This window comes from Cupriavidus sp. GW823-FHT07B10, assembly GCF_058794355.1.
Map to the genome: position 1 here is coordinate 25,894 of NZ_JBXAGS010000017.1, position 18,520 is coordinate 44,413.

The following is an 18,520-nucleotide window of genomic DNA, read 5'->3' on the forward strand; positions in this document are numbered from 1 at the left end:
GGGTAACGACCATGATCCGACTTCTCTCCGGCGACCTGCCGCGCAGCCGCGTGCTGACCGTGATCCTGCTGGTGATCCTGGTGGCCCTGGCGTGCGCGCCCTTCGCCTTCCCCGGCGCGCGCGCGCTCAACATGGCGGCCAAGATCTGCATCTTCGTGGTGCTGGTGGCCAGCTATGACCTGCTGCTGGGCTATACCGGCATCGTTTCCTTTGCCCATACCATGTTCTTCGGCATCGGTGGCTATGGCGTGGCCATCGCCATGTCGCGCATGGAGCCGGGCTGGGGCGCGCTGCTGGCCGGCACCGTGGGTGCGCTCGCGGTGTCAGCGCTGCTGGCGTTCCTGATCGGGCTGTTCTCGCTGCGGGTGCGCGCGATCTTCTTTACCATGATCACGCTGGCGGTGGCGACCGCCTTTGCCACGCTGGTGTCGCAGCTGTCCGAATGGACCGGCGGCGAGGACGGGCTGACCTTCAAGGTGCCGGAGGTGCTGCGTCCCGGCTTCACGCTGGGCGAGGCCGAATGGCTGGGCGTGCCGCTGAGCGGCAAGCTGCTCAGCTACTACCTGGTGTTTGCCGGCGCGGTGGTGCTGTTCCTGGTGCTGCTGCGCATTGTCAACTCGCCCTTTGGCCGGGTGCTGCAGGCGATCCGCGAGAACGACTTCCGCGCCGAGGCGATCGGCTACCGCACTGTGGTGTACCGCACCGTGTCGACGGTGCTGTCGGCGATGTTCGCCACGCTGGCGGGCGTGCTGATGGCGATCTGGCTGCGCTACAACGGGCCCGATACCTCGCTGTCGTTCGAGATCATGGTCGACATCCTGCTGATCGTGGTGATCGGCGGCATGGGCACGCTCTATGGCGCGGTGATCGGCACGGTGTTGTTCCTGGTGGCGCAAACCTACCTGCAGGACGTGATGAAACTGGCCAGCGAAGCCACCGCCGCGCTGCCGCTGCTGTCGTCGCTGCTGCATCCGGACCGCTGGCTGCTGTGGCTGGGCTTGCTGTTTATCCTGAGCGTCTATTATTTCCCGCAGGGCGTGGTGGGGCGGCTGCGCGGCACCAGGCCCGTGCAGGACGTGGCGAGCTGAGCGGAGGCTAGCGCATGTACGTCATCGACTGGCTGCACAAGAATGCGCAGCATTTCCCCGACAAGGTCGCGCTGGTGGACGTGGAGAGCGGCCGCCAGGTGACCTATCGTAAATTCGACGAACGCGCCAGCCGCTTCGCGGAATACCTGCGCGACCACCTGCAACTGGCGCCGGGCACGCGCGTGGCGGTGCTGGCGCACAACAGCTCGGATTATTTCGAGATGCTGTATGGCTGTGCCAAGGCCGGCATGGTGATGGTGTGCCTGAACTGGCGCCTGCCGGCGGCGGAGCTGCTGCCGATCCTGCAGGACTGCACGCCCGAGGTGCTGGTGGCCGGCGACGGCTTCCTCGCCGTGGCCGCGGATCTCGCGCGCGCCATGCCGCTGCGTGCGGTGCTGCACCTGGCCGACGACGAGGCCGCCGACGTTCCCGGCGGCTGGACCGAGTACGAGGCAGTGCTCGATGCCGCTTCCGGCCGCATCATCGAGATGCCGTGCCGCGATGAGTCCGAAGTCTGGCACCTGCTCTACACCTCCGGCACCACCGGCAAGCCCAAGGGCGTGATCCAGACCTACGGCATGGTCTTCTTCAACGCCGTCAACGCGATGCTGGCAAACAAGATCACGCGCGACGATGTGTTCCTCAATGTGCTGCCGTTCTTCCACACCGGCGGCCTGAACCTGTATGCCAACCCGGTGCTGCACGCGGGCGGCACGGTGCACATCATGCGGCAGTTCGAGCCGCAGGTGGTGCTGGGCAAGCTCGACCGCGCCGGCGGCGAGGGCATCACCATGTTCTTCGCGGTGCCGGCGGTCTACCTGTTCCTGAGCCAGCACCCGCGCTTCGCGCACGCGGACTTCGCCGGCGTGCGCAATATGTCAGCGGGGGGCTCGCCGGTGCCCAGGCCGTTGCTGGAGGCCTACCTGGCCAAGGGCGTGACCATCTGCTTCGGCTTCGGCATGACCGAGACCGGCCCCACGGTCTTTGTCTGCGACGAAGACACCGCGCGCCGCAAGATCGGCACCATCGGCAAGCCGGTGGGGTCGATGCTGACGCGCATCGTCGATGCGGCTGGAGTGGACGTGGGCCCGGGCGAGCGTGGCGAACTGCTGATCAAGGGCCCCGGCGTGACGCCAGGCTACTGGAACCTGCCCGAGGCCACTGCGGCCGCGATCCGCGGCGGCTGGCTGCATTCCGGCGATATCGCCTATCGTGACGAGGACGGCGACTACTACATCGTCGACCGGGCCAAGGACATGTTTATCTCGGGCGGCGAGAACGTCTATCCGGCCGAAGTCGAGAACGTGCTGTTCCAGCTGCCGGGCGTGGCCGAGGCCGCAGTAATCGGCACGCCGGATGCGCGCTGGGGCGAGGTCGGCATGGCGCTGGTGGTGCTGCGCCCGGGCGCCGTCCTGGAGGCCGATGCCGTGATCGCCCACTGCAAGGCGCAGCTGGCCGGCTACAAGGTGCCGCGCCATGTGCGCTTTCTCGACGCGCTGCCGCGCACGCCGTCCGGCAAGGTGGAAAAACACAAGCTGCGCGCACAGTTCTCTGGCTGAGGCGCATGGCCGCGCCAGCGGTTGCCGTGTTTCCGATTTCCGCAGTTCGCAGTCTCCGCAGTCCTCGATCTGAAGACAATTCGACAGCCCCGGCCATCCGGGTGCGACAGGAGGAGGTTGACATGCATTCCACGCAGATCCCGCCGCAGCAGAAACAGAAACGCCGCCTCAGGCTCACGGTGCTGGCGGCCGCCGCATCGATGCTGGCAGCCGCCTGCGGCTCGGGCGATGACAACAACAACGGCAACGGCAGCAACCCCAATACCAAGCCGGCGAATATCGGCACGGTCACGATCAACAGCTACAACGGCACCACCGACGACCTGCTCACTGCGGGCCTGGGCAAGGACGGCCTGGCCAGCGCCACCGCGCCACTGCCGGCCAATCCCACCGCGCCGACCGCGGCGGAGCTGCGGCGCTATGCGATCCATACCAACTATCGTGCCATCGTCGACACCACCGCCAGCGGCGGCTACGGCTCGCTCTACGGCCCCAATGTCGACGCGCAGGGCAATGTCACCGGTTCCGACGGCAAGGTGGCCGGCGTGGAGTACCTGGCCTTTTCGGACGATGGCTCGGGCCAGCAGAACGTGACCATGCTGGTGCAGATTCCCGCGTCGTTCAACACCTCGAAGCCATGCATGATCACCGCTACCTCGTCCGGTTCGCGCGGCGTCTATGGCGCCATCGCCACCGGCGAGTGGGGCCTGAAGCGCGGCTGCGCGGTAGCCTATACCGACAAGGGCACCGGCGCCGCGCCGCATGACCTGGATACCGACACCGTGCCGCTGATCGACGGCACCCGCGCCACGCGCGCGGCGGCCGGCAAGAACGCGCAGTTTGCCGCGCCGGCGGGGGCCACCTCGCTGGCGGACTTCACCGCTGCCAACCCGCACCGGCTGGCGTTCAAGCACGCGCATTCACAGCGCAACCCGGAGAAGGACTGGGGCAAGTTCACGCTGCAGGCGGTGGAATTTGCGATCTGGGCGATCAATGACCGCTTCGGCGCCGTGTCGGCCAACGGCACCCGCCAGCGCACCCTGGACAAGGACAGGATCGTGGTGATCGCGTCCAGCGTGTCCAACGGCGGCGGTGCCGCGGTGGCGGCGGCCGAGCAGGATGCCGGCGGGCTGATCGACGGCGTGGCGGTGGGCGAGCCCAACCTGAACATGCCGCCCAATACCGGCATCGTGGTGCAACGCGGCGCGACGCCGGTGGCAGCTTCGGGCCGCACGCTGTACGACTACACCACCACGGCCAACCTGCTGCAGCACTGCGCCGCGCGGGCCACCGCGCTGACCCAGGCGCCGTTCTACACCAACCCGGCCACGGCGACGTTCTTTGCCAACCGCTGCCAGACGCTGGCGGAAAAGGGGCTGGTGAGCGGCGCGAACACGGACGAACAGAGCGCCAGCGCGCTGCAGGCGCTGCGTGACGCCGGCTGGGAAGCGGAATCGGACGATCTGCACCCGTCGCTGGCCGTGTTCGACGTGGCCGCCGCGATCTCGGTCAACTATGCCAACGCCTATGCGCAGGCCAGCGTCACCGACCGGCTGTGCGGCTACAGCTTTGCCAGCACGCTGACCGACCTGAAGCCCGCGGCAATCGCACCCGCGGCGCTGGCGTCGATGTTCGCCACCGGCAACGGCGTGCCGCCGCAGCCGCCGGTCCAGCTGATCAATGACCTCGATCCGCAGCATGGCCCGTACCTGAACCTGGCGTCTGTTTCACCGTCGACGCTGCGTGAAGACCTGAACTACGACGGCGCCAACTGCCTGCGCAGCCTGCTGGCCGGCTCCGACGCCGCGGCACGCGCCTTGCAGGCCGGCCAGGCGCTGACGCTGCGCAACGGCAACCTGCGCGGCAAGCCGGCGGTGATCGTGCACGGGCGCAGCGACGGGCTGCTGCCGGTCAACCATACCTCGCGTCCGTATCTCGGCCTGAACCGGCAGCAGGAGGGCGTGACCAGCAAGCTGTCATACGTGGAGGTCGAGAACGCCCAGCACTTCGATGCCTTCATCGGCCTGGTGCCGGGCTACAGCAACCGCTATGTGCCGCTGCACGTCTACCTGAACCGGGCCCTGGATGCGGTCTACGACAACCTCACCGCGGGCAAGGCGCTGCCGCCGTCGCAGGTGCTGCGCACCACGCCGCGCGGCGGCACCCTCAACACGCCCGCGCCGGCGCTGCTGCCGTCCAACGTGCCGCCGTTCGCCGCGTCGCCTGCGGCCGGCAACGCGATTACTGTCAACGCTAATGCCGTACAGGTGCCTGACTGATGAACGATGCCCTGCCGCGCGTGCTGTCGCAGCGCGACTTTGACCGCTTCGCCGCCTTGTCGCACGACGACAACCCGATCCACTGCGATCCGGCCTTTGCCCGTGGCACGCATTTCGGTGCCACCGTGGCGCACGGCATGTTCCTGTTTTCGCTGCTGTGCGCCCACACCTGGCGGCAGCTGCCAGCGCCGGCGTTGCCGGTCGGGCAGACGCTGATGTTCCCCACGCCGGCCTTCGTTGGCGACACAGTGCAGATCGCGCTGGCGCCGCAGCACGCTCCGGCGGGACTGGCGGGCTACGGCACCACCGTTGGCAGCGCGGGCGGGCCGGGCGAGGCGCAGCGCGTCACGGCCGTGGGCGAATCGCTCTGGCTGCCGGATGCCGGGCCGGAGGAACTGGCCCGGCTGCCCGGCGACACGGCACCGGCGCCAGAGGCGGGCGACGCCTCACTGTACGGCCTGCGCCCCGGTCAGGAAGCCGGTGCGGCACGCGCCTTCACCCAGGCGGACCTGGACGACTACATCACCCTGACCGGCGACGCCAACCCCTACCACGCCGATCCGGCCTTTGCCCGCGCGCGCGGGTTTGGCGGGCCGGTGGTGCCGCTGCCGCTGCTGGCCGGCATGTTCTCGGACCTGCTCGGCACGCGGCTGCCCGGACGGGGCACGGGGTGGATGAAGCAGTCGCTGCGCCTCGCTTCAGCCGCGCGGCTGGATGAGCCGCTGACGGCATGCGTGCGCATCATGCGGCTGCGCGCCGGCAAGGACCTGGTCAACCTGGCCAGCGTGGTCACCGGCGCGGACGGGTGCGTGGTGGTGCAGGGCGAATCACTGGTGCTGGTGCGCAACCTGGCGGACAAGGGGGCCTGCCACGCGGCCTAGCTGCGTATCGCTTGCGGCACTTGCGAGCGTGGGAGCGGCGGTTGTCGACATAGCAGCGGATCGGGGTCATTGCTTGCCGACGCGGCCTTGAAATGTCGCGACAAAGCCTTATCTTTCGGAAAGACATCCAGTGTCCGGCAGGGCATCGGGCGCTCCGGCAGCGAAGACCGGCGCCGACGCCCCCGCATCAGGACACGACCTTATCCGAGAGAGGGAATCCTTATGCGTCTTGACAAGCTGACCACCCGGTTCCAGGAAGCACTGGCTGATGCGCAAAGCCTGGCACTGGGCAACGACAACCAATACATCGAGCCGCAGCACCTGCTGCGCGCGCTGCTGGCGCAGGACGACGGCGCCGCCAAGGCGCTGCTGGCGCGCGCCGGCGTCAACGTGCAGGGCCTGCAGACGGCGCTCGACGCCGCCATCAAGCGCCTGCCGCAAGTGCAGGGCACCAGCGAGGTCCAGATCGGCCGCGACCTGGTCAACCTGCTCAACGCCACCGAGAAGGAAGCCATCAAGCGCGGCGACCAGTTCATCGCCAGCGAGCTGTTCCTGCTGGCCGTCGCCGACGACAAGGGCGACGCCGGCCGCATCGCGCGTGAAAACGGCCTGAACCGCAAGTCGCTCGAGTCGGCCATCCAGGCCGTGCGCGGCGGCGACTCGGTCAACAGCGCCGAGGCCGAGGGCCAGCGCGAGGCCCTCAAGAAGTACACCATCGACCTGACCGAGCGCGCCCGCATCGGCAAGCTCGATCCCGTGATCGGCCGTGACGACGAGATCCGCCGCGCCATCCAGATCCTGCAGCGCCGCACCAAGAACAACCCGGTGCTGATCGGCGAGCCGGGCGTGGGCAAGACCGCCATCGTGGAAGGCCTGGCGCAGCGAATCGTCAACGGCGAAGTGCCGGAGAGCCTGAAGAACAAGCGCGTGCTGGTGCTGGACATGGCCGGCCTGCTGGCCGGCGCCAAGTACCGCGGCGAGTTCGAGGAGCGCCTGAAAGCGGTGCTGAACGACGTCGCCAAGGACGAGGGCCAGACCATCGTCTTCATCGACGAGATCCACACCATGGTCGGCGCCGGCAAGGCCGAGGGCGCGATCGACGCGGGCAACATGCTCAAGCCGGCGCTCGCGCGCGGCGAGCTGCACTGCATCGGCGCGACCACGCTGGACGAGTACCGCAAGTACATCGAGAAGGACGCCGCGCTGGAGCGCCGCTTCCAGAAGGTGCTGGTCGATGAGCCGAGCGTTGAAGCCACCATTGCCATCCTGCGCGGGCTGCAGGAAAAGTATGAGCTGCACCACGGCGTGGAAATCACCGACCCGGCCATCGTCGCCGCGGCGGAGCTGTCGCATCGCTATATCACCGACCGCTTCCTTCCCGACAAGGCGATCGACCTGATCGACGAGGCGGCCGCGCGCATCAAGATGGAAATCGATTCCAAGCCGGAGTCGATGGACAAGCTCGAGCGCCGCACCATCCAGCTGAAGATCGAGCGCGAGGCGGTCAAGAAAGAGACCGATGAGGCGTCGATGAAGCGCCTGGAGCTGATCGAGCAGGAAATCGCGCGCCTGGAGAAGGAGTACGCCGACCTGGACGAGATCTGGAAAGCCGAGAAGGGCGCCGCGCAGGGCACGGCCGCGCTCAAGGAAGAGATCGAGAAGGTCAAGCTGGAGATCGCCAAGCTGCAGCGCGAAGGCAAGCTGGACAAGGTGGCCGAGCTGCAATACGGCAAGCTGCCGGGCCTGGAAGGCAAGCTCAAGGCCGCGACCGATGCCGAGGCCAGCGAGCAGAAGCAGCCCAACAAGCTGCTGCGCACCCAGGTGGGCGCCGAGGAAATCGCCGAAGTGGTAAGCCGCGCCACCGGCATCCCGGTATCGAAGATGATGCAGGGCGAGCGCGAGAAGCTGCTCAAGATGGAAGACCGGCTGCATGGGCGCGTGGTCGGCCAGGACGAAGCCGTGCGGCTGGTGTCCGATGCCATCCGCCGTTCGCGTGCCGGGCTTGCGGACGAGAACCGGCCCTATGGCTCGTTCCTGTTCCTGGGCCCGACCGGCGTCGGCAAGACCGAGTTGTGCAAGGCCCTGGCCGAGTTCATGTTCGATTCGGAAGAGCACCTGATCCGCATCGACATGAGCGAATTCATGGAGAAGCACAGCGTCAGCCGCCTGATCGGCGCGCCGCCCGGATACGTGGGCTACGAGGAAGGCGGCTACCTGACCGAGGCCGTGCGCCGCAAGCCGTACAGCGTGGTGCTGCTGGATGAAGTCGAGAAGGCCCACCCGGACGTCTTCAACGTGCTGCTGCAGGTGCTGGACGACGGCCGCCTGACCGATGGCCAGGGCCGCACCGTGGACTTCAAGAACACGGTGATCGTGATGACGTCCAACCTGGGTTCGCAGATCATCCAGTCGATGACCGGCGAGCCGCAGGAAGCGATCAAGGGTGCGGTCTGGCAGGAAGTGCGCACGCATTTCCGGCCGGAGTTCCTGAACCGGATCGATGAAGTGGTGGTGTTCCACGCGCTCGACCAGAAGCATATCGAGTCGATCGCACGCATCCAGCTGCAACGCCTGCAGGCCCGCCTGGCCCGCATGGACATGACGCTGGAGGTGAGCGAGACGGCGCTGGAGAAGATCGCCAGCGCAGGCTACGACCCGGTGTTTGGCGCGCGTCCGCTCAAGCGGGCGATCCAGCAGCAGATCGAGAACCCGGTGGCCCGGGCGATCCTGGAAGGCAAGTTCGCCGCCAAGGATGTGGTGCCGGTGGATTATGTCGACGGGGAGTTCACGTTCGGGCGGAAGCTGGACTAAGGCTACCGTGGCTCGATCGACTGCCGGAGCACACAGGCGGTCGATCATGGTCAGGCCCCTGCGCTGCATCGCAGGGGCTTTTTTTCGTCTTGCCATCGCGCGTTGCGTGTAAGGCGGTCCCGTCCCGTGCAATTTTTTCACGCCACGATGCCGCGGGTCGTCGCCAGCCGCGCCGTTCCGCGCCATCCGCCGAGTGGCACACTTCTCGCGTTGCGGAAGGGTTGAGTTTCCGTACAAGGCGCTGCGCTGACGCAGCCCCATCCCCAAGGAGCCCTTCAATGACCGACAAGCCTTTCCTCTCTGACGTCAAGACATTGCGCGAGCGCGCCCGCAAGCACATCGACGATGGCGCCGTGACCGCGGGCTATGCCGCGGATCGCGATACCGTGCTGAAGCTGCTCAACGATGCGCTGGCCACCGAAATCGTCTGCGTGCTGCGCTATCGCCGACACTACTACATGGCCAAGGGGCCCAACTCGAAGAGCGTCGCCGATGAATTCCTGGCCCATTCCCATGAAGAACAAGGCCATGCCGACCAGATCGCCGAGCGCATCGTCCAGCTTGGCGGCGAGCCCGACTTCGCACCCGACGGCCTGACCAGCCGCTCCCATGCTGAATATGTGGCGGGTACTTCGCTGACGGAAATGATCAAGGAAGACCTGGTGGCCGAGCGCATCGCCATCGACAGCTATCGCGAGATCATCCAGTTCCTGGGAGAACGCGATCCGACCTCGCGCCGGATGATGGAGGGCATCCTGGCGGTGGAAGAGGAGCATGCCGACGAAATGGCTGACCTGCTCGCCCGCCAGGGCGGCTGAGGCGCAGGCGCGGCAGGCTGGCCCGCACTTGACCTTGATCAACCCCAGGTCGCAGGCAAGCCGATAACATTCGTCCTGTCATGGAGATGCGGGGGCGCTCTTCATGACTTGTCTACCCGTTTCCAGAACGGAAACTTCGCCCGCACCGGCTTGCCGGTGCGGGCGTTTTCTTTTTGGGGCGTGACCCATCATCCTCCTTCCGCTCAGCGATGCCGCATGCCCCGTGCGCCGGCATGTCCATATTTCCGTCCGATCTTATGCAAAAAACAGCAAAGGATCGGCGAAACCATTCGTTCCGTTCAGATAGCCCCCTCGGTAGTCTTGCTCCTGACACAAGTCCGCCACCCAAGGCGGACAAGGCAAGAGGCGCCTCGCGCCCATTCACGACACTGACGGGAGCAACACAAGATGATCCGCAAACTGGCTATCAGCCTGGCCGTACTTGGCGCCCTGAGCGCGGCGCAGACCGCTGCGGCCGCCAACCTGCTGAACGTTTCCTACGATCCGACACGCGAGCTGTATGTCGATGTCAATGCCGCCTTTGCCAAGGCCTGGAAGGCCCAGGGCGGCGACGCCGTGACCGTGCGCCAGTCGCACGGCGGCTCGGGCAAGCAGGCGCGCTCGGTGATCGACGGGCTGGATGCCGACGTGGTGACGCTGGCGCTGGGCTATGACATCGACGCCATCGCGGACAAGGGCCTGATCAAGCCGGACTGGCAGAAGCGCCTGCCGCACAACGCCTCGCCGTACACCTCGACCATCGTGTTCCTGGTGCGCAAGGGCAATCCCAAGGGCATCAAGGACTGGGGCGACCTGGTCAAGCCGGGCGTGCAGGTGATCACGCCCAATCCCAAGACCTCGGGCGGCGCACGCTGGAACTATCTGGCGGCGTGGGGCTACGCGCTGCGCCAGCCGGGCGGCAATGACGTCAAGGCGCGCGAGTTCGTGGGCGAGCTGCTCAAGCATGTGCCGGTGCTGGATTCGGGCGCGCGCGGCGCCACCACCACCTTTGTCGAGCGCGGCCTGGGCGATGTGCTGATCGCGTGGGAGAACGAAGCCATCCTGGCCATCAAGGAGCTGGGCCCGGACAAGTTCGATATCGTCGCGCCGTCGGTGTCGATCCTGGCCGAGCCGCCGGTGGCGGTGGTCGACAAGGTGGTCGACAAGAAGGGCACGCGCAAGGCGGCCGAGGCCTACCTGCAGTTCCTGTACACCGACGAGGGCCAGGAGATCGCGGCCAAGAACTACTACCGCCCGATCTCGCAGAAGGTGGCGGCCAAGTACGCGGCCAACTTCCCCAAGGTGAAGCTGTTCACCATCGATGAAGCCTTCGGCGGCTGGCAGAAAGCCCAGAAGACCCACTTTGCCGATGGCGGCACGTTCGACCAGATCTACCAGCCCGGCAAGAAATAAACCATGAGACCGGCGCGCCGGGCCGCGTGGGGCGGCCGCGGCGCCGACCGGTCCATCAGAAGAAGGAAGCCCGATGTCCATCCTGACGCTCTCCGGCAGCCCGTCGGTCCAGTCCCGCTCCGGCCTGGTGCTGGCGCACCTGCGTGCCACGCTCGAGGCTGCCGGCGAACGCACCCGCCACCTCGACCTGCGCGAACTGCCGGCGGGTCCGCTGCTGGCGGCACGCGTGGACGACCCCGTCATCGCCGCCGCCACGCATGCCGTGTCCGAGGCGCAGGTGGTGGTACTGGCCACGCCGGTCTACAAGGCCGCCTACAGCGGCCTGCTCAAGGCCTTCCTGGACCTGCTGCCGCAGACCGGCCTGCGCGACAAGATCGTGCTCCCGATTGCCACCGGCGGCAGCCTGGCCCATGCGCTGGCGATCGACTACGCGCTGCGCCCGGTGCTGTCCGCGCTGGGCTCACGCCAGATCCTGCCCGGCATCTTTGCCGTGGACCAGCAGATCGAATCCTTTGACGCCGCCGGCGTGCGCCAGGCGCGCTTCGATGCCGCGCTGTCCGCGCGCCTGGACGAGGGCGTGCTGCGCGTGCGCGATGCGCTGGCGCATTCCCGCATCGAGGTTCCGCTCGACGTGGTGCCCGGCGCCCTGGTCCAGCGTGCCGCCGCGATCGCGGTGGCCGAGCGATGTTCCGCCTGAACTGACTGATTGACTGAAGTGGCGCCGGCCTGCCTGGCGCCACGGCAGCGACGCCATGCCACCCGCCACGCGGGGCCGGCAGGGATGCGTGCTGCCGCAACCATCCTGGACATCAATCCGGCCAGCAGGGCATAGCCCCGGGCCATGGAGCACATCGCATGACACTGACGAACCCGTTGCGCACGGCCAACCAGCGCCGCCGCCTGATTACCGCCGCGCTGGTGCTTGCCACCGGACTGGCCTATGGGCTACTGCCCGGCCGCGCCGAAGCGCAGTCGAAGAACATCGACCCCAAGGTGCTGCGCATCGGCTACCAGAAGTACGGCACGCTGACGCTGCTGAAGGCGCGCGGCACGCTGGAAAAGCGTCTGGTGCCGCAAGGCATCACCGTCAAATGGACCGAGTTCCCCGCCGGCCCGCAACTGCTTGAGGGGCTGAACGTCGGTGCCGTCGATTTCGGCACCGTCGGCGAGGCGCCGCCGATCTTTGCGCAGGCCGCGGGGGCGCAGCTGGTCTACGTCGGCAATGAGCCGCCGGCGCCGGTGGCGGAAGCCATCGTCGTGCCCAAGGGCTCGGCGATCCGTTCGGTGGCGGAACTGCGCGGCAAGCGCGTGGCGCTGAACAAGGGCTCGAACGTGCATTACCTGCTGGTGCGCCAGCTGGAGAAGGCCGGCATCCCTTACAGCGAGATCCAGCCGGTCTACCTGCCGCCGGCGGATGCGCGTGCCGCCTTCGAGCGCGGCGCGGTCGATGCCTGGGTGATCTGGGACCCGTTCCTCGCCGCAGCCGAGAAGCAACTGGGTGCGCGCGTGCTCGCCGATGGCCGCGGCGCGGACGGCAAGAACGTGGTCAGCAACCACCAGTTCTACCTGGCCTCGCGCCCCTATGCACAAGCCAAGCCGGAGATCGTCAGCCTGATCCTGGACGAACTGGCCACGCTGGGCACCTGGGCGCAAAGCAACCCAAAGGAGGCCACCACGGTGCTGACCGGCGAAACCGGGCTGCCGGCCGATGTGCTTGAGCTCGCCGTTTCGCGCTTCTCGTACGGCGCACGCCCGGTCAGCGCCGGGGTGCTGGCCGAGCAGCAGCGCATCGCCGACGCCTTCCACTCGCTCAAGCTGATCCCCAGGCCAGTCAAGGTGGCCGATGCGCGCTGGGACGTGCCGCAGCAGCAGGCGAAGCGATAGCCACCTCCATCGGCAAGAACAATAGGACAACGACATGCAAGTATTCTGGTTCATCCCCACCCACGGCGACAGCCGCTACCTCGGTACTTCGGAAGGCGCGCGCGAGGTCAGCTTCGATTACCTGAAGCAGGTTGCCGTCGCCGCCGATACGCTGGGCTACGAAGGCGTGCTGATCCCGACCGGGCGCTCATGCGAAGACCCATGGGTGGCCGCATCGGCCCTGGCCGCCGTCACGCAGCGCCTGAAATTCCTGGTCGCGGTGCGCCCCGGCCTGATGGCGCCGACGCTGGCTGCACGGATGGCGGCAACCTTCGACCGCATCTCCAACGGCCGGCTGCTGATCAACCTGGTCACCGGTGGCGATACCGCCGAGCTGGAAGGCGATGGCCTGTTCCTGGACCACACCGCGCGCTACGAGGCCTCGGCCGAGTTCCTGCGCATCTGGCGCCAGGTGCTGGCCGCCAGCCATGACGGCGACAAGGTGGACTACGAGGGCAAGCACCTGAGCGTGAAGGGGGCCACCGTCCTTTATCCGCCGCTGCAGCAACCGCATCCGCCGGTGTACTTCGGCGGTTCGTCGGCGCCGGCGCATGCGCTGGCCGGCGAGCAGGTCGATACCTACCTGACCTGGGGCGAGCCGCCCGCTGACGTGGCGCAGAAGCTCGACGACGTGCGCCGGCAGGCCGCGCGTCATGGCCGCACGGTGAAGTTCGGTATCCGCCTGCATGTGATCGTGCGCGAGACCGAAGCCGCCGCCTGGGCTGCGGCGGACGACCTGATCAGCCGGCTCGATGACGAGACCGTGGCGCGTGCGCAAGCCGTGTTCGCCAAGATGGATTCCGAAGGGCAGCGCCGCATGGCCGCGCTGCACGCGGGCGGCGCGCGCCGCACGCGCGAGGCGCTGGAGATCAGCCCCAACCTGTGGGCTGGCGTTGGCCTGGTGCGCGGCGGTGCCGGCACCGCGCTGGTCGGCGATCCGCACACCGTGGCCGAGCGCATGCGTGAATACGCCGAGCTGGGCATCGACACCTTCGTGCTGTCCGGCTACCCGCACCTGGAAGAGGCCTACCGCTTTGCCGAACTGGTGTTCCCGCTGCTGCCGCGCTCGGTGCGCGACAAGCTGCCGGGCAAGGTGCTGTCGGGCCCGTTCGGCGAAGTCATGGCGACTGGCATCGTGCCGCGCGCCGCGCAGAGCTGAGGGGAGGGCAACCATGAACGCTCCTCTATTGCAGCCGCTGCGCCAGGGACCTCGGGCGCTGGCGCGCGCGCTGGCTCCGTGGATCGTGCCGGTGCTGCTGATCGTTGTCTGGCAGCTGGCCTCGCAGAACGGCTGGCTCTCCAGCCGCGTGCTGCCGGCCCCGCTGGCCGTGGTGCAGGCCGCGTGGGAGCTGGCGCGCTCGGGCGACCTGTGGAAGCACGTCGGGGTCAGCACCTGGCGCGCGCTGGTGGGGTTTGCCATCGGCGGCGGGCTGGGCCTGCTGCTGGGGCTGCTGACCGGCACCTTCCGCACCGCGGCCACGCTGCTCGACAGCTCGCTGCAGATGGTGCGCAATATCCCGGCGCTGGCCTTGATCCCGCTGGTGATCCTGTGGTTCGGCATCGACGAGACCGCCAAGCTGTTCCTGGTGTCGCTGGGCGTGTTCTTCCCGGTCTACCTGAACACGTATCACGGCATCCGCTCGGTCGATACGGGGCTGGTGGAGATGGCGCGCAGCTACGGCCTGTCCGGCTGGCAGCTGTACCGCGAGGTCATCCTGCCCGGCGCGCTACCGGGCATCCTGGTAGGCGTGCGTTTCGCGCTCGGGTTGATGTGGGTGGTGCTGATCGTGGCGGAGACCATCTCCGCGCAATCGGGCATCGGCTACATGACCATGAACGCGCGTGAGTTCCTGCAAACCGACGTGGTGCTGGTGGGCATACTGCTCTATGCGCTGCTGGGCAAGCTGGCCGACTGGCTGTCGCGCGGGCTGGAGCGCTACTGGCTGCGCTGGCATCCGGGCTACGCCGCGGCCTGACCGGCCCGTCGTCCCAATCAAGCAAGGAGATCGAGATGCAGATGTATCCGGTAGAGCAGGCTGCGCTGGTGGAACTGGAAGCGGGCCTCGCGCGCCGCGAGGCGGCACAGCCGGCGGCAGAGGCGCCGCGCAAGGCAGGTGGCGTGGCGCTGCACGTGCGCCAGGTGGTCAAGCGCTATGACGGCCGCGAAGTGCTGCACAACGTGGCGCTGGACGTGGCGCCGGGCGAGTTCCTGGCGATTGTCGGGCGCAGCGGCTGCGGCAAGAGCACGCTGCTGCGGCTGGTGGCGGGACTGGAAGCAGCCGATGGCGGCAGTATCACCGTCGACGGTGAATCCGCGGCGAAAGGCCGCGCGCGGCACGCCGACGTGCGCGTGATGTTCCAGGACGCAAGGCTGCTGCCGTGGAAGCGCGTGCTGGACAACGTCGCGCTGGGCCTGCCGCGCACACGCCGCGGTGAAGCCGCCGATGTGCTGGCGCAGGTGGGCCTGGCCGACCGCGCCAGGGAGTGGCCCGCGCGGCTTTCCGGCGGCCAGCGCCAGCGCGTGGCCCTGGCGCGCGCGCTGGTTCACCACCCGCAGTTGTTGCTGCTGGATGAACCGCTGGGCGCGCTGGACGCGCTCACGCGCATCGAGATGCAGGGGCTGATCGAATCGCTGTGGCGCCGCCTTGGCTTCACGGCGCTGCTGGTTACGCACGATGTGTCGGAGGCAGTGGCGCTGGCCGACCGCATCGTGCTGATCGAGGACGGCCGCATTGCCATGGATGAGCGCGTGGCGCTGGCGCGCCCGCGCGAACGCGGCGCGGCGGGCTTTGCGCAGCTGGAGGCCGCGGTGCTGCAGCGGGTGATGCGGCAAGCGCCGCAGGCGCAGGTACCGTCGCATGCAGGTGCGCATGCCGACCCGGCCGCCACGACCGCGCCGCTGAACGTGAGCTGGGCAGCGTGACCGTGCCACCCGCGGCAATGTGCGCCGCGCATATCGACAGGCCGTAATCTTCATTCGCTCGCGCGCGCTGACCTCCTATCATGAGCAGGCAGGCCGATGCGGTGCGACCGCACAGAGGGCGCATGGCGCGCCCGTCATCACTAATCCGACCAAGGGGCCGAGGGGCCCGGTCAACCCAAGGAATGCCATGCCAGGCGTGCATGAACCCGCGGGCGCAGTGCCTGCGCTCCAACGTTATCTGGAATCGCTGCCGCGCCAGCCTCTGGCTGACCGGCAATTGTGGCGCGACGCGCGCGGGCAGGTGCAGGGCCAGTTCTTCAACTGCTCGCTGACCAGCGCGTTCGAGCCGCTGGTGACGCTGGCAGACCGGCAGGTGGTGGCGCATGAAGGTTCGATCCACACCTACGCAGAGGACGGCGTGGGCCTGGCGGCATGGAAGCTGTTTGCGATGGCGGCCGACGACAACAGCCTGGTGTCGCTGGACCGGCTTTCGCGCCTGCTGCATGCCATCAACTACTTTGCCGCCGAGGGCGAGCACAAGCTGGTGCTGAACGTGCATAACCGGCTGCTGGCCGCGGTCACCGATGACCACGGCGCTGCCTTCCGGCGCGCATTGCAGTCGCTGGGGCTGCCGCTGGAGCGCTTTGTGATCCAGGTGCCGGCCAGCGCCAATGACGACCTGGCATTGCTGTTGCATGTCGTTGGCAACTATCGGCGCAACGGCTTCGCGGTAAGCCTGCAGGCGTCGGATCCGGCGGAAGCCGGTGCGCTGATGGCGCACGCGTTGCCGGACTGGCTCAAGCTGGACATGCGCCGCACCTGGACCGACCGCCAGCTGTCGGGCCTGCGTGCCAGCGCGGCCAACGCCGGCGTAACGCTGATCGGGCGGCGCCTGCAGAACGCCGAAAGCGTCGAGCGCCTGCAGGCCGCGGGCATCGGCCTGGGGCAGGGCGCCTTCGCCGGCGCGCCGGTCAGTGCGGCAGGGCTGCGCACAGGCCTGGCTAGCGCCGCGCATGCATTGGACAAGGAGGTGGTATGACCCAAGCGAACCGGCTATCCGGCGGCCATGGCACGCGCCTGGACATTCCGCGGCACCTGCAGGTGCTGACTGTACCGGGGCTGCACGGCAGCGGCCCGGGACACTGGCAGAGCCGCTGGGAGCAGCGCTTCCCCGACTGGCAGCGGGTGGAGCAGCACGACTGGTCGCGCCCCAGCCTGCCGCTGTGGGCCGAGCGCGTCTCCGAAGGCGTGATGCGCGCCCAGCGCGTGGCCGCGCGCGGCGCGGTGCTGGTGGCGCACAGCTTCGGCTGCCTGGCGTCGTTGCGCCAGGCGGCGCTGGATCCGGTCGGCATTGCCGGCGCATTGCTGGTGGCGCCGGCAGATCCGGACAAATTTGGCGTGGCGGCGCTGCTGCCGACCTACCGGCTGCCGTTCCCGACCATCCTGGTCGCCAGCCGCAACGACCCCTGGATGCCGCAGCGCACCGCTTTCAGCTGGGGCACGCTGTGGGGCAGTGAACTGGTCGATGCGGGCAGCCTGGGCCACATCAATGCCGATTCCGCACTGGGCGAGTGGCCTGAAGGCCTCGCGCTGCTCGATACCCTGATCCAGCGTATCGCGCAGGCAGGCGATACCGGCTCCGTAAGTGAATCATCCGGCGCCTGGGAGTCGGGCATCGAGGTAGTGTCTACTATCCCTTATATCTAAACCGTCTAAGAAAATTCATAAAGATTCGTTCTGTTTATAAGGATGACTCTGCAGAATCTGTCTCGTAGGCCGGCGCAATATGCGCTGGCGTCATAAAGAACGGCCCGCCGGGGCCAGCCATCATGGTCCGGCGGCGCACCGCTCACAGACGAGACGACATGCCTCCATCCATTTCCCTGGCGGACACGCCGCCAGCCGCCCCTCGCGCCCCTGATTCCGGCGCCGCGCGCGCGCCGCGCAGGCCGTCCAGGCAGCGTTTTACGGTGCTGCCCGGCTTCGGCCTGTCGCTGGGCTTCACGTTGTTCTACCTGACGCTGATCGTCCTGATCCCGCTGTCGGCCACGTTCCTGAAGACCTTCACGATGACGTGGGACGCGTTCTGGACCTCGGTCACGGCGCCGCGCGTGGTGGCGTCGCTGCAGCTGAGCTTTGGCGCGTCGCTGGTGGCGGCCATCGTCAATACGGTGTTCGGGCTGGTGGTTGCCTGGGTGCTGGTGCGCTACCGCTTCCCGGGCAAGCGCCTGATCGACGCGCTGGTGGACCTGCCGTTCGCGCTGCCCACTGCGGTGGCCGGTATCGCGCTGACGGCGCTGTTTGCCGGTAATGGCTGGATCGGCCGCTATCTCGAGCCGCTTGGCATCAAGGTCGCGTTTACGCCGCTGGGCGTGGTGGTGGCGCTGACCTTTATCGGCCTGCCGTTCGTGGTGCGCACGGTGCAGCCGGTGCTGGAGGATGTTGAGCAGGAGCTGGAGGAGGCCGCTGCCAGCCTCGGCGCCAACCGCCTGCAGACTTTCCAGCGCGTGATCCTGCCCGCCATCCTGCCGGCGCTGCTGACGGGGTTTGCGCTATCGTTCGCGCGCGCCACCGGCGAGTACGGCTCGGTGGTCTTTATCTCCGGCAACATGCCGATGGTGTCCGAGATCGCGCCGCTGATGATCTATTCCAAGCTGGAGCAATACGACTACGCCGGCGCCACCGCGGTGGCGGTGGTGATGCTGGTGATTTCCTTCGGGCTGCTGCTGCTGATCAACCTGCTGCAGGCCTGGACGCGCCGCCATCAATCCGGTGTGCGCGCCGCGCTGGCACCTGAAGCGCCCGCCACGGGCAAGGAGTTCTGA

15 protein-coding genes are annotated in these 18,520 nt (G+C 67.8%); all 15 read left to right on the forward strand.

What is annotated here, in order from left to right; genetic code table 11:
• The first annotated feature begins 11 nt into the window (after positions 1–11).
• Positions 12–1,088 carry a branched-chain amino acid ABC transporter permease gene (locus tag AC1Q6V_RS26975; protein ID WP_454750439.1) on the forward strand — a complete coding sequence of 359 codons (1,077 nt, stop codon included), beginning with the start codon at positions 12–14 and terminating at the stop codon, positions 1,086–1,088.
• A 14-nt stretch (positions 1,089–1,102) separates the two neighbouring features.
• Positions 1,103–2,647 (forward strand): acyl-CoA synthetase, encoded by a 1,545-nt coding sequence (locus AC1Q6V_RS26980; protein WP_454750440.1) that lies wholly within the window; start codon positions 1,103–1,105, stop codon positions 2,645–2,647.
• A 122-nt stretch (positions 2,648–2,769) separates the two neighbouring features.
• Positions 2,770–4,926 carry a D-(-)-3-hydroxybutyrate oligomer hydrolase gene (phaZ2, locus tag AC1Q6V_RS26985; RefSeq protein ID WP_010810490.1) on the forward strand — a complete coding sequence of 719 codons (2,157 nt, stop codon included), beginning with the start codon at positions 2,770–2,772 and terminating at the stop codon, positions 4,924–4,926.
• Positions 4,926–5,807, forward strand: a complete 882-nt coding sequence (locus AC1Q6V_RS26990; protein WP_454750441.1) for a MaoC/PaaZ C-terminal domain-containing protein — start codon at positions 4,926–4,928, stop codon at positions 5,805–5,807. The genes phaZ2 and AC1Q6V_RS26990 overlap by 1 nt, the downstream gene beginning before the upstream one ends.
• 222 nt (positions 5,808–6,029) lie before the next feature.
• Positions 6,030–8,618, forward strand: a complete 2,589-nt coding sequence (gene clpB, locus AC1Q6V_RS26995) for an ATP-dependent chaperone ClpB (protein WP_010810492.1) — start codon at positions 6,030–6,032, stop codon at positions 8,616–8,618.
• Between the two features lie 278 nt (positions 8,619–8,896).
• Positions 8,897–9,436 (forward strand): ferritin-like domain-containing protein, encoded by a 540-nt coding sequence (locus tag AC1Q6V_RS27000; RefSeq protein ID WP_454749109.1) that lies wholly within the window; start codon positions 8,897–8,899, stop codon positions 9,434–9,436.
• Between the two features lie 408 nt (positions 9,437–9,844).
• Positions 9,845–10,849 carry a sulfate ABC transporter substrate-binding protein gene (locus tag AC1Q6V_RS27005; protein WP_010810494.1) on the forward strand — a complete coding sequence of 335 codons (1,005 nt, stop codon included), beginning with the start codon at positions 9,845–9,847 and terminating at the stop codon, positions 10,847–10,849.
• A gap of 73 nt (positions 10,850–10,922) precedes the next feature.
• Positions 10,923–11,546: an NADPH-dependent FMN reductase gene (ssuE, locus tag AC1Q6V_RS27010; RefSeq protein ID WP_010810495.1), complete on the forward strand. Its 624-nt coding sequence runs from the start codon at positions 10,923–10,925 to the stop codon at positions 11,544–11,546.
• A 158-nt stretch (positions 11,547–11,704) separates the two neighbouring features.
• Positions 11,705–12,733: a sulfonate ABC transporter substrate-binding protein gene (locus tag AC1Q6V_RS27015; protein WP_010810496.1), complete on the forward strand. Its 1,029-nt coding sequence runs from the start codon at positions 11,705–11,707 to the stop codon at positions 12,731–12,733.
• Positions 12,734–12,767: 34 nt separating this feature from the next.
• A complete protein-coding gene (gene ssuD, locus AC1Q6V_RS27020) occupies positions 12,768–13,931 on the forward strand; it encodes an FMNH2-dependent alkanesulfonate monooxygenase (protein WP_011615572.1) in 1,164 nt (387 codons plus the stop codon).
• A gap of 13 nt (positions 13,932–13,944) precedes the next feature.
• Entirely contained in the window at positions 13,945–14,748 is an 804-nt protein-coding gene (gene ssuC, locus AC1Q6V_RS27025; RefSeq protein ID WP_011615571.1) for an aliphatic sulfonate ABC transporter permease SsuC, read from the forward strand.
• Between the two features lie 35 nt (positions 14,749–14,783).
• A complete protein-coding gene (locus AC1Q6V_RS27030; protein WP_010810499.1) occupies positions 14,784–15,695 on the forward strand; it encodes an ATP-binding cassette domain-containing protein in 912 nt (303 codons plus the stop codon).
• Positions 15,696–15,882: 187 nt separating this feature from the next.
• Complete coding sequence (locus tag AC1Q6V_RS27035; RefSeq protein WP_011615569.1) at positions 15,883–16,734, forward strand: EAL domain-containing protein; 852 nt, start codon at positions 15,883–15,885, stop codon at positions 16,732–16,734.
• On the forward strand, positions 16,731–17,402 hold the full coding sequence (locus tag AC1Q6V_RS27040; protein ID WP_439668016.1) for an RBBP9/YdeN family alpha/beta hydrolase: 672 nt from the start codon (positions 16,731–16,733) through the stop codon (positions 17,400–17,402). The genes AC1Q6V_RS27035 and AC1Q6V_RS27040 overlap by 4 nt, the downstream gene beginning before the upstream one ends.
• A 158-nt stretch (positions 17,403–17,560) precedes the next feature.
• Positions 17,561–18,520: a sulfate ABC transporter permease subunit CysT gene (cysT, locus tag AC1Q6V_RS27045; protein WP_037024088.1), complete on the forward strand. Its 960-nt coding sequence runs from the start codon at positions 17,561–17,563 to the stop codon at positions 18,518–18,520.